Below are 12,042 nucleotides of genomic sequence, written 5' to 3' on the forward strand. Positions count from 1 at the left end.
GCACTGAAGCTGCTTTGTCAATCGCTCATTCGCAGTACGATCTTCCCAAAGGTCTGATTCGACTCCATCCGCTCATGAGCCTTGCGAATATCCTGGAATGGGAATTCACTGTCGATTACAACGTGCAGGACCTTACTTTCGAAAAAGGGAAGAACCTCACGCGCAAATGAGCGCGTGACTGCGATCTTCTCCTCCAGCGGACGGGCGCGTAGAACGGTTCCGATCATTCGTACTCGCTTGCCCAGCATAAGGCCGAGATCGATCTCGCTCTTCGCGCCTGCCATCGTGCCAATCAACACGATTCGTCCACGGTGTGCGAGAGCTTGCAAACTTGCATTGAGATAAGAGCCGCCTGCGAGATCGAGCACAACGTCGAAGGCTCGGTCCGCGGCCCACTTTCTGCCTTCTTCCGTGGTGGGGCTAGCGGGCACAAGAAATCCCGATTCGAGACCAAATTCCTTCGCGCGCACCAATTTGTCGGCAGTTCGGGATGTACCAGAAGGGATCGCGCCCATTGCTCTCGTGAGTTGGAGAGCTGCGAGTCCGACTCCGCTGCTGACTGCATGGATCAGCACTTGCTCATTCGCGCGCAACGCGGCCTGAATCCACAGAGCGTCGTGTGCTGTGATGAACGCTTCCGGAATCGCGGCAGCTTGTTCCCAAGTAAGACTGCGAGGGATCTCCATCACTGCACGTTCGTGCGCGACCAGGTACCCGGCGTGAGCACCTCCTCCCGTCAAACCCATGACTCTGTTTCCAGGTTTCCAGAGCTGAACGACCGAGCCGATCTGCTCCACCTCTCCCGCAAACTCGAGTCCGGGAATGTCGGTTGGTGCGCCTGGTGGAGCTGGGTAGTGCCCGCGTCGTTGTAATAGGTCTGCCCGGTTGAGTGCTGAGGCGCGAACACGCACAAGAATTTCGGTGGATTCAGGCTGAGGCCGAGGCACTGTGCGCAGCTCCAGAACCTCCGGTCCTCCCGGTCGGCTAATAACTGCCGCAAGCATTTGTTCCGTGTTCATGGCCTCGGCTGAATACAGTATTTGAATGTGACAAATCTCGCTTTGATGAAATGACAAAAAATGTCACATTTCCTTATCCGGTGTTTCATTGCTGCCCGAGGTTCTTTCGGATCAGTATGTGTAAGTTATTGTTTGTAAGTGAGATACGTAGCTTCGGTTTGCAACTTTGAGCCGCAACGCAGAATTTTGGTGATTGGAACGTCAGGTGCGATACATACTGGTGCGACCTGACTGTACGACTGTTTAGAAGGGTGTAGCGACATGCGAAGGCAAGAAGGATTTTCGTTAATTGAGTTGCTGATCGTTGTCGCGATCATCCTTATCATCGCGGCCATCGCGATTCCTAATTTGTTGCGCGCGAAAATGGCCGCCAATGAGGCATCAGCTGTATCCAGCCTGCACACGATCTTCACCGCGGAGGCCGCATACTACTCGGCAGGATGGAGCAATCCTGGCGCGTTAGGTTTTTCCAATCTGCTGCAGGACCTCGGTGATTCCAAGGGCTGCACTCCACCCAAACTGGACAGCGCTTGCCAGATCGATGGTGTATTGGCAAATGCGACTACGGCGGGAACACCAAAGTCTGGGTACTACTTTACGTATGTACCAATGCCAAACTCATCACTGAACGTTGGGTTTTCAGTACAGGCCGATCCAGCAAGCCGTGGGCAAACCGGTAATCGCAGTTTCTTTACCGACCAGAGCGGAGTGATTCGCGCGAATCCGTCGCAGTCGGCCACTTCGAACGATAGTCCTATCCAGTAAATGCATCCGAGTTGCTGCAGAACAGCAGCCCTATTTGGCTGAGCGGTCCTGCCTTGCGCTACCCTCCAACAAAGATTGCCCATGATAGATTGGAACTAGTGGGCGCGTAGCTCAGTTGGTAGAGCAACGCCCTTTTAAGGCGTGGGTCGCAGGTTCGAATCCTGCCGCGCTCACCATACCTTTCGATACCCGCGCTCTAATGCCCTTTGGAATTAATTCATTCCGGACTTGTTTGCAAGTTCACCCTCGCTCCCACTGCCGATCTGCCAAGCAATCGTTGGAGTGATCGGTAGGCTGTAGCGAAGAAATCGTGGATGTCCCCGCCGTTTCCAATAGCGAGAGGTGTACGTGGCAACCCTTACGCGAGTGCGGAGCGCGCTGACGAATGTCTTTGCCCGCGGATCTACAACGATGCCCACGTGTCCGGGCCAGACAATCAAGTCGCCGGTGTGCGGTCGAAAAGTGCGCTTGAATGCCTCAGTTCCGCTGTAGAGCACACGGGATGGCTGGTAGTCATAACTAAGCCCGATCGCATCGAACAGCGAGTTCACAAAGTGGGAGCAGTCGAGAGACGTATTCTGAATCTGAAGACCAAGCCCGACCAACTGCTCTGTCGCTTGAGTTCGCATGGATTCCTCGCCCGGCTGGTCTGATTGCGCAGCGGTGCCGCTGGGGAGCAATAGAACGAGTCCGAGAAGCAGAGGCGCTGCTAGTATGTTCGAACTTCTCATTAGCTGAAAAAGTCAAGGACTGAAAAAAGTTCGATGCGCATTTGTAAGCGCGTGCAGGGGGGAATCGAGAGAAGCTGATTTGGGGTTGAATTACTGCGCGGCTGGCGGTTTGCGCAGAATAAATGCCTTTACCGCGATCGCGTTCGGTTGCTGACCGACCGGGATGATAGTGAGCAACACCGCTCCCTGCCTAGCCGCAGTTCGGACCACGCTTACGTCGCCAGCGGCGGTATCTGCAACGAACAGAAAGTTCTGATTGGGCGAGAGAGCCAGCCCATCTGGACGACGCCCCACTGGTACCGTTATGACAAGTTTGCCGTCGTCAATGTTGTAAACCGAGACCGTGTCGGAATTGAAGTTACTGACGTAGAGAGTGGAGTTGTCGGCGCTCACCAAAGCGCGAACCGGTCCAGCGCCGATGAGGTAGGTAGCTCCCACCTCGTTTGTGCTAGTTATGATCTCTGACATCGTGTTCGCGCCGAAATTGCTGACGAAGATCTCACCGCCATCGGGCTTGAGGGCGAGATGAACCGGCGTGGACCCCACGTCCAGAATGGACAGCAGGCGATCCGCTTTTGCAATTCCAGATTCTCTGTTTACTGTCGATTCTGTTCTGCGAGAGGCAGTTCCTGATTGCCTTGGGGCCTGAGTCGGCACGTCGGGCTCGCCCATACTTAAGCCGATGACCGCTACCTGTCCGGATCCGCTGCACGCCACAAAGGCTTTTCCCGAATCGGGCAGAATCTCAACGTCGGTCGGCTGCTTGCAGACGGGAATCGAAGAGCGCACCGCCATTTTTTCGGCATCGATGACCGAAACGGAATCCCCGAGGCGCTCGGTTACGACAACTGTCCTTCCATCGAGGGAGACGCGGGCTTCCCCTGGGCCTTGTCCGACCCTGACATTCCGCAGAACGCGGCGTTGAGCAATATCGATGATCGAGACGCTGTTCGATCCGGAGTTCGCGACGTAGGCTCGCGTGCCGTCAGCTGACACGTCGACGAAATACGGCGTGCGCTCTAGTCCGAGAGTGGCAATAACTTTGTTCTGCTCAGCGTCTATCACGCTCAGGGAATTCGACGCCGTATTCACGACATAGATTTCGTTTTTCTGCGAATTAGCGGCGACGCCTGACGGATTGTTTCCGACTGGAATCGTCGCCACAGAGTTGTAGTTGCGCATATCCAAAACGGTAACGCTGTTGCTCTTGCCATTCGTTACATATGCGTACTCCCGATAGGCCGGAGGATAGTTCGGCAGCTTTTGCGTGCATCCGCCAGCGCATAGAAGAGCGAGCACCGTCAGGCTAAGTAACCGCTTGGAATGAGAGAGCACTTGGATGGGAAGAAGCCGAAGCAGAAAGTGTAGCAGCTATACGCTTGACTACCTCGCAGCCGCCGGACGTGAAGAAGCTTGTTCCGCATATGCCGCGGAGGAGTGTACTGGCGCGATCACTCCCCGATGCAGAACTGCGGCGATTTGACTGACCTCGGACATCAATGTCACAAATTGCTGTGGAATGATCGACTGGGGCCCGTCGCTTAGCGCGTGATCTGGATCGTGATGAACTTCCACAATCAGTCCATCGGCTCCAACCGCGACCGCAGCCCGTGCCATCGGTAAGACCTTGTTTCGCTTTCCGGTTCCGTGGCTCGGATCGACGAGAATCGGCAAGTGGCTGAGCCGCTGTACGGCTGGTATCAGACTGAGGTCGAGAGTGTTGCGTGTGTGATCCGCGAAGGTCCTCACACCGCGCTCACAGAGCACGACGTTGTAGTTGCTCTCGCTCATCACGTACTCCGCCGCCATGAGGAATTCCTCGAGGGTCGCCGACATCCCTCGCTTGAGCAATACAGGTTTACGCGCACGACCAGCCCGTTTCAGGAGCGAGAAATTCTGCATGTTACGCGCGCCAATTTGGATCATGTCGGCATACTCTTCGACGAGATCCAGCGATTCGTTATCGACGGCCTCGGTGACGATCAGCAGGCCGAATCGCTCTCGCGCCTCCGCCATGATCTTGAGACCTTCTTCCCCCAATCCCTGGAATGAGTATGGCGAGGTACGGGGCTTGTAGGCTCCGCCGCGGAGAAAGTGTGCTCCGGCGTTTGCAACTTGTTCGGCAACAGTAAGCGCCTGCTCGCGAGACTCGATGGAGCAAGGGCCCGCCATGATGACAATATCCTTCCCACCGATTGTCACGTGGCTGTCCGGGAAGCGAACGACGGTAGTGTCTGGCTTCAAGTCGCGGCTTACCAGCTTGTATGGTTTGCTGACACGAATGACTTCGCCAACACCCGGCATCTCTTCCAGGCTGCCTGCCTCAAGAGCGCCTTGATTGCCGGTGATGCCGATGGCGGTCCGCTGAGCTCCGGGAATAGGGTGCGCGCGCAATCCCAGAGCTTCGATCTTGCGGCAAACCTCGCGCACTTGATCTTCGGTTGCATGGGATTGCATCACAACAAGCATTCGAGGTCTCCTGAGAAGGTAAGTGCCAGTGTAATGAATTCCAGAGAATGGCGGCAATTTTACTGCGCGTGTTGCTAGGGGATCCCATTGCAGCGGCACCGCCTGACGGTTAACCGCCTGCTATGCTCGGCTTATGCCGACGAAGTGGGAACAGGAGTCCCGGGACATTCTTAAACAGCCGGCTCCCACCCAGCCTCCGAGGCTAACATCACGCCGAATTGGTATTCACACTTCCACATCCGGAGGGGTTGAGACGGCTGCAGAGCGCGCCTACCGGCTGGGATGCAACACGTTCCAGATATTCTCCTCGTCTCCCCGCATGTGGAAGGCGTATCAGCTCGCGAAGTCGCAGTGCGAGGAGATGATCCGACTGAGGGAAGAGTACCGAATTGCGCCGCTGGTGATTCACACGAGTTACTTGGTGAACCTTGCAAGTGTGACGCAACAGTTTCTCGACAAGTCTATCGAGGCGTTTCGGGGGGAAGTAGAACGCGCTTTGGCTCTGGGAGCGCAGTACCTGGTACTTCATGCCGGATCCTATCGTGGACTGCGGCGGGAAGAAGGACTCGCCCGGGCGGCAGAGTCGATTCAGAAAGCGACTAATGGCCTCGATCTTGAAGACTGTGGCTTCAAGGTCCTAATCGAGAACTCGGCTGGAGCAGAGTACTCGTTGGGCAGCTCCTTCGAGCAAGTGACGGAACTGGTGGAACGTCTGCGGCCGGTCGTACCAGTGGCGGCATGTATCGATACATGTCACATGCATGCTGCCGGTTACGACATCGTATCTCCTGAAGGCTTCGAGTACACGATGAAGTATCTCGAAAACACCATCGGCCTAAAGAACATTCCCGTGTGGCATTGCAACGATGCCAAATCGGCACGCGCATCTCGGCTCGATCGTCATGAGCATATCGGTAAGGGCAAAATCGGACTCGAACCTTTTCGGCGCTTGCTGAACGATCCGCGTACTGCTCAAGCAGCATTCATCGCCGAGACTCCTATCGACGAGCCCGGCGACGATCAGCGAAATGTCGATGCGTTGAAGAATTTGGTGGCTGACTGATTCTTGGTTCCAAGACTGCCCATAAAGCATCAATTTGGTGGCGACAACCAGGAAGCAGGGCTCTACCGACTAACTAGCACGCACTTCGCCCAAAGCGGCAAAACACGTAAAATCAAATATTCCCATGTCCAGTCAGGAGAAAACGGAAGTATTGAATGGTACCGAGCAGCCGTCTGACCGCGAGCAGCGGTACGACGCGCAGCGTATCGAGTCGAAGTGGCATCAGCGCTGGCAACAGCAGCCAGACCTCTATCGTGCAGAGCCCGTAGCCTCTGCGCGCAAGAAGTACTACGTGCTCGAAATGCTGCCGTATCCCTCCGGCGCACTGCACATGGGACACGTGCGCAATTACGCCATCGGCGACGCGCTCGCGCGCTATATGTGGATGAAGGGCCACAACGTGCTTCATCCCATGGGATGGGATGCCTTTGGTTTGCCCGCCGAAAACGCGGCGCTCAAGAACAACACGCCGCCGCGCGAGTGGACGCTGAACAACGTCGCCAACATGAAGCGGCAGATGAATCGCCTCGGATTCTCTTATGACTGGAGCACCGAGGTCACGACCTGTCTGCCTGATTACTACCGCTGGAATCAGTGGTTCTTTTTGAAGTTCTACGAACGCGGATTGGCATATCGGCGCAAGAGCAAAGTGAACTGGTGCCCAGAGTGCGCGACGGTTCTCGCAAACGAGCAAGTCGTGAATGGCTGTTGCTGGCGTCACGAGGAAACTCTTGTTGAGCAGCGCGATCTCGAGCAATGGTTCTTGCGCATTACTAACTACGCAGACGAATTACTTCGTGATCTCGACAAACTCGAAGGCTGGCCGGAGAAGGTGCGCACCATGCAGCGCAACTGGATCGGCCGCAGCGAGGGCGCGCAGGTAGACTTCAAAGTCGCTGATTCCCGCGAGAAGATCACGGTGTTCACGACTCGCATTGACACGATCTTTGGCGCGACATCGATCCAGCTTGCGCCGGAACATCCGGTTGTTTCGAAGTTGATTGGTAGTGATCCTGAACTGCTTACGAAGTTGGACGAGCTCGTGGCTGAACAGCGCGCTGCTCGCGATGCTGGCGCTCTTGGTGAAGCGGAGAAGCGTGGCTTCTTTACCGGACGCTACGCTGTAAATCCTTTCAACAACGAGAAGATTCCCATTTGGGTAGCGAATTACATCCTGATGGAATATGGCACGGGCGCAGTCATGTCGGTGCCGGCGCATGATGAACGTGACTACGAGTTCGCGAAGAAGTACGACATCGACATACGCATAGTGATCTTGCCCCGTCGCCACGATCAGGGCGAGGAGAAAGAACCTGTGTTGCCTTATACCGCAATGGATAGCTTGCTGATCAACTCAGGTGAGTTCAGCGGCCTCGGCAACGAGGAAGCTATTCAGCGGATGACGCGCTTTGCCGAAGAAAAAGGATTCGGCAAGAAAACGGTGACCTATCGCTTACGCGATTGGGGCGTTTCGCGACAACGTTACTGGGGAACTCCGATCCCGATCCTGTACTGCGATAAGTGCGGAATCGTTCCAGTTCCGGAGAAGGATCTTCCAGTCCTGTTGCCGGAGAACGTGGAGATCACGCAGCAGGGCGGTTCGCCCTTGGCCCGCGTGCCCGAGTTCGTGAATGCGAAATGTCCGAAGTGCAAGGGCGGCGCTCGACGCGAGACCGATACTATGGACACGTTTGTCGACTCGTCCTGGTACTTCTACCGTTACACGAACGCGAAGCTGGCCACTGCGGCTCTGGATTCCAAAGCTGTCGAGTACTGGTTTCCGATCGACCAATACATTGGCGGCGTAGAGCACGCAATTCTGCACCTGATTTACTCGCGCTTCTGGACCAAGGCCATGCGAGATCTTGGGCTCATCAAGAATTCTGAGCCTATCGAGCGCTTGTTCACCCAGGGCATGGTGATCAAGGGCGGCGCCAAGATGTCGAAGAGCAGGGGGAACACTGTATCTCCTGACGACATGGTGTCCCGTTATGGGGCAGACAGCACGCGTGTCTATTCGCTCTTTGCTGCTCCACCCGACCGGGATCTCGACTGGCAGGAGAATGGGGTCGAGGGCGTCAGCCGCTTTCTTGCGAAGGTTTACCGGCTGGTGATGAAGTATGCCGAGTTCTCGGGCAAAGCATCCTCGGCTCCTTCGTCGGCTGCACGAGATCTTGAACGCAAGTTGCACCAGACACTTCGCAGAGTCTCCACCGACTTTGAAGGACGCTGGCACTTCAACACCTCAATCGCTGCCATCATGGAATTGGTGAACGCGATCACGGCCGCTGAGGGGCAAATTGCGTCTGGCGCGATTCCCGCGAAGCAGGTGTCGTCCACTCTTCGGACGCTGGTGCTAATGCTGGCGCCGTTCGCCCCCTACCTGGCGTCAGAGTTATGGGAGACGTTCGGCGAAAGGTCGCAGTTGCTCCGGGAACCCTGGCCGAAGTTTGATCCCGAATTGGCACGAGAAGAGCAGGTTGAGATTCCCATCCAGATCAACGGAAAGAATCGATCTCGCATTGTCGTGCCCGCCGGGCTCGATGACGAGGAAGTCCGTGCGCGCGCCTCGGCCGACGATAAGATTCGCGCCTTGCTCGACGGGAAAGAGATCGTCAAAGTGATCGTTGTGCCCAACAAGCTTGTGAACATCGTGGCTCGTTGATGTCTCGCAATGGACTGCTTGAGGGCATTCGGGAAATAGGCCACGATCCCGCTTTGTTGCTGACCGAAATAGGATGGCGGTGGAGCTTCGGCGCCATCGCTGTTCTCGTTGCAGCAGTCTCAACATTTCTCATCCTGGACAGCGTTAGCGTTGATCCGCGCAGGCTGCAAGCCATGGCTACGCTGAATCCATTGCAACTGGCTCAAAACATCGTGGAAGGCATCGCTTCGATGGGTGCGCTCCTGTGGCGTGTAGCCTTCGCTGCCGGACTGCTCCTGACCGTAATCTGGGTGCTGATCAGTGCTCTCGGTCGTTACGCTACGCTCGCCCGACCTGCTCTCAAGCCGGGAGCAAGCCTGCAAGTCTGCTTCGTCCTGAGCGTAATTCGCGCCATGCTTGCGCTTGCGAGTATCGCAGCGTGGTTCATCGCAGGGATGTTTGCCGCCATGCTTGGATCGGCGACCTCGCGGAGTGGCGCGCCAGACCTCGGCCTGATGTCTACAATTCTATGCTTGGCATTTCTCGTGATTGTGGGTGTGTGGTCAACGTCGAATTGGTTTCTGTCTTTGGTACCACTAAGACCCGAGCCTACCTGGACTCAATGCCTTCTGAGCACCCTCAGCTTCATCCGGTCGCGACGTGATGAGCTGCTGGAGATCTCAATCGTCAACGGAATCTTGCGCGGTGGATTGTTGCTGGTTGCAGTTCTCTTGTCGCTGGCGGTCAGCAGCGTAATTACAAATGCTCGAATCCTTGTTGCCGATCTGCTCGCGATCTCGTTGCTCTATTTCCTGGTTGCCGACTTCTTGTACATGACGAGACTGGTCGCATTTCGAAGGCTGCGGGATGAACCCGTGTCACAGCTGCCCTCGGCGGTGTTCTCGCATGCAGACCCAAGAACAGCCATGGCACAGGCGGGGACGCCTGTGCCACCTAATTCGTTCTAATCGATAAAGTCCACACGCGGGCGGTGTGGAATAATTCCGCGCTCGTATCCCATTTCCAGCAATCGAGTGATCGCCTGGCGACCTTCCTGACCGTAGTCAAGAGTGCGCTCGTTTACGTACATGCTTACAAATCGACTGGCGAGCTGTCGGTCAAGGTCGCGTGCGAACTGCATGGCATATTCGAGCGCCTCATCGCGATGATCGAGTGCGTACTGAATACTTTCCCTCAAGGCGACAGAAACTTCGTGCATGAGTTCCGGGCCCAGATCGCGCTTGATCGCATTTCCTCCCAGCGGCAGCGGCAGTCCGGTTTCCTCGCGCCACCACTTGCCGAAGTCCACGATGCGTTTCAAGCCTGCCTTCCCGTAGGTGAGCTGGCCTTCGTGGATGATCAGCCCCGCTTCGAATCGTCCGTTGAGAATCTGGGGAATGATTTGATCGAAAGGAACGACTTCGGTTTGGATCTCCGGCGCAAACAGCTTCAGGACCAGGTATGCCGTTGTAAGCGTTCCCGGGACAGCGATTTTCTTGGACTTTAGCTCCTCGACCGTGTAGTCCCGGTTGGCGACGATCATTGGACCGTAGCCCTCGCCCACGCTTCCGCCGTTAGGCAGCAACGCATAGCTATCCTGCAGGTACGGATAGGCATGAAAGGAGATGGCGGTCAGGTCGTAGAACGCTTCGCGAGCCTTCCGATTCAAGGTCTCGATGTCCGAGAGCGTATGCGTGAACTTCAAGCCGGGAACCAGGACTTTGTTCGTCGCCAAGCCGTAGAACATGAAAGCGTCGTCGGAGTCTGGGCTGTGCGCCACCGAAATCTCGCGAGGCTGAACCGACACGGAACCGGTGGAGATGGACGAAACGGAGCTGGACATGGTGCTCTCAGTGTACCTGTTTGAGGATGAAAATCCGGTGAGGGGTTTACGTCAGGATGCGCCCAGGGACAGGAAGACGTACGCGCCAAAGCAAAGAACAGGGGAAATAACAGGGCATTTTTGAATTCGATCTCAAAACACTGGAATTTTGCCCAAAATACGCAAATTTTGCTTTAAGGCAGGGAGATAACAGGGAGTTCTGTGGATTTCTCCATAAGTGCATCATCAGCAAGGTGGTTAGCGCTGCTTGCGGCAGGATTCAAAAAAATAACAGGGACCGATCAGGGAGCTTCCGAAGCTATGCCGACGTCTTTGAGCGGGGTGTAACGCCGACCGCGGCTGCGACGGCTGCGATGCTCTTCAGCACTTCGCCCGGGATGAAGGGCAGGACCGCAATCGCCAGAATCGTCGAAGCCGGCTTATGGATCAGGGTGGCCAGCCAAAGAGCGCCCGAGGCAAAGACCAGAACGCTGCAAGCCACTGCTCCGAGAGAGAAAGCGATAATCCGTGAGCGGCGCGAGAATCTGTCCGCAATTAAACCTGCAACCAGTGCCGCGAAGGGATACGACATCAGATAGCCGCCAGTCGGGCCGAGGAGCTGAGCCACTCCACCCGGTCCATGCGGACTGAAGACCGGCAACCCCGACGCACCCTCGAGGAGATAGAGAACCAACGCGGCCGAAGCCCGCCATCCTCCCAGAGACAGAGCCAGAAACATCACGCCAAAGGTCTGAAGCGTAATCGGTACAGGAGTGAACCACAGCGGAATGGAGATGTGAGCACAAACTGCCATCAGCAAGCTGCTACCGACAACGAGAGCGGCGTCAAGAGCCCGAAGCCTTCCAAAATTCTCAACCTTATGATCTGTCCTGCCTGCAAGTGCTTGCGCCATGAATCTCTTTCAGCCCTCAAGAACGATCGGTATGGAAGCTGCCGTGATCGCGCTCAATCTGTTCCAGTTCCCGCCGCAGAGCGGCATCAGACGCACGCATCCGGTGCCGCCGGATTAGAAGCAGCACAGCCGTGATGCTCCCAGCGAGCACCACGAACGAGATCAGAAGGATTAGAAACAGCACCTTCATGACCGATAAGGATACCAGAGTTCAACGTCGCCTCGGCCACCCGAAAGCCCGTGAACTCCACGTGTCGAGCCACCCAGCTGCAGAAATCCGCCTAATGCGAAGGAATCAGGCAGCGAGGCGTTCGGAGAGGAAAGCCATCGCTTCCCGCATGGTCTGGTCTGGATCAAGGCCGATTGGGAATATGGGGTCCTGCATCTTTTTCCAGACTCCGTCAGTTTGAACGTAGACAGACACGTAGTAAGGAATGTCCGGATTGGAATAGGAATGCCAAAGCTCAAGCCGATACGCCTGCCCGCGAATCACAATCAGGCCCGTTTTGATCAGCTCCCAAGCTTCGTTGATTCCGGGAAAGTTGCGGTAGTCCTTCAGTGCGTCCATTTCGATAAATTCCATTCCCATCTGAGCCGAATCGCTCCCTGGATGCTT

General features: G+C 56.0%; 12 protein-coding genes and 1 tRNA gene. 5 read left to right on the top strand and 8 right to left on the bottom strand.

Going from position 1 to position 12,042, the window contains the following annotated elements:
* Nucleotides 1-17 precede the first annotated feature (17 nt).
* Nucleotides 18-1,019, bottom strand: coding sequence for an NAD(P)H-quinone oxidoreductase (locus tag VNX88_17160; GenBank protein ID HWY70401.1), 1,002 nt, complete (start codon nt 1,017-1,019; stop codon nt 18-20).
* A gap of 261 nt (nt 1,020-1,280) precedes the next feature.
* Here VNX88_17160 and VNX88_17165 point away from each other — a divergent pair, with 261 nt between their 5' ends.
* Both VNX88_17165 and VNX88_17170 read left to right on the top strand, forming a co-directional pair.
* Nucleotides 1,281-1,784 (top strand): prepilin-type N-terminal cleavage/methylation domain-containing protein, encoded by a 504-nt coding sequence (locus tag VNX88_17165; protein ID HWY70402.1) that lies wholly within the window; start codon nt 1,281-1,283, stop codon nt 1,782-1,784.
* 100 nt (nt 1,785-1,884) lie between these two features.
* Nucleotides 1,885-1,960 (top strand) — tRNA-Lys (locus tag VNX88_17170).
* Between the two features lie 36 nt (nt 1,961-1,996).
* Here the strand turns inward: VNX88_17170 and VNX88_17175 are convergent.
* The 3 genes from VNX88_17175 to aroF all read right to left on the bottom strand — a co-directional run bounded on the left by VNX88_17175 (nt 1,997) and on the right by aroF (nt 4,984).
* Nucleotides 1,997-2,413, bottom strand: a complete 417-nt coding sequence (locus VNX88_17175) for an NlpC/P60 family protein (protein HWY70403.1) — start codon at nt 2,411-2,413, stop codon at nt 1,997-1,999.
* 192 nt (nt 2,414-2,605) lie between these two features.
* Entirely contained in the window at nt 2,606-3,814 is a 1,209-nt protein-coding gene (locus VNX88_17180) for a beta-propeller fold lactonase family protein (protein ID HWY70404.1), read from the bottom strand.
* Nucleotides 3,815-3,898: 84 nt separating this feature from the next.
* Complete coding sequence (gene aroF, locus VNX88_17185) at nt 3,899-4,984, bottom strand: 3-deoxy-7-phosphoheptulonate synthase (protein HWY70405.1); 1,086 nt, start codon at nt 4,982-4,984, stop codon at nt 3,899-3,901.
* Between the two features lie 133 nt (nt 4,985-5,117).
* On the opposite strand from aroF, the gene VNX88_17190 reads away from it, so the two are divergent.
* The 3 genes from VNX88_17190 (at nt 5,118) to VNX88_17200 (ending at nt 9,659) form a co-directional block, all read left to right on the top strand.
* On the top strand, nt 5,118-6,047 hold the full coding sequence (locus tag VNX88_17190) for a deoxyribonuclease IV (GenBank protein HWY70406.1): 930 nt from the start codon (nt 5,118-5,120) through the stop codon (nt 6,045-6,047).
* A gap of 151 nt (nt 6,048-6,198) precedes the next feature.
* Nucleotides 6,199-8,712 (top strand): leucine--tRNA ligase, encoded by a 2,514-nt coding sequence (leuS, locus tag VNX88_17195; GenBank protein ID HWY70407.1) that lies wholly within the window; start codon nt 6,199-6,201, stop codon nt 8,710-8,712.
* On the top strand, nt 8,712-9,659 hold the full coding sequence (locus VNX88_17200) for a hypothetical protein (GenBank protein HWY70408.1): 948 nt from the start codon (nt 8,712-8,714) through the stop codon (nt 9,657-9,659). Before leuS ends, VNX88_17200 begins: the two co-directional genes overlap by 1 nt.
* Here the strand turns inward: VNX88_17200 and VNX88_17205 are convergent.
* The 4 genes from VNX88_17205 to VNX88_17220 all read right to left on the bottom strand — a co-directional run bounded on the left by VNX88_17205 (nt 9,656) and on the right by VNX88_17220 (nt 12,009).
* A complete protein-coding gene (locus VNX88_17205) occupies nt 9,656-10,534 on the bottom strand; it encodes an MqnA/MqnD/SBP family protein (protein HWY70409.1) in 879 nt (292 codons plus the stop codon). The two genes, VNX88_17200 and VNX88_17205, sit on opposite strands and share 4 nt — an antisense overlap.
* 298 nt (nt 10,535-10,832) lie before the next feature.
* Complete coding sequence (locus VNX88_17210) at nt 10,833-11,426, bottom strand: biotin transporter BioY (protein ID HWY70410.1); 594 nt, start codon at nt 11,424-11,426, stop codon at nt 10,833-10,835.
* Nucleotides 11,427-11,442: 16 nt separating this feature from the next.
* On the bottom strand, nt 11,443-11,616 hold the full coding sequence (locus VNX88_17215) for a hypothetical protein (GenBank protein HWY70411.1): 174 nt from the start codon (nt 11,614-11,616) through the stop codon (nt 11,443-11,445).
* Nucleotides 11,617-11,721: 105 nt separating this feature from the next.
* On the bottom strand, nt 11,722-12,009 hold the full coding sequence (locus tag VNX88_17220) for a hypothetical protein (protein ID HWY70412.1): 288 nt from the start codon (nt 12,007-12,009) through the stop codon (nt 11,722-11,724).
* Between the last annotated feature and the right edge of the window lie 33 nt (nt 12,010-12,042).

The sequence above is a fragment of the Terriglobales bacterium genome (genome assembly GCA_035567895.1).
Classification (GTDB): domain Bacteria; phylum Acidobacteriota; class Terriglobia; order Terriglobales; family Acidobacteriaceae; genus Gp1-AA112.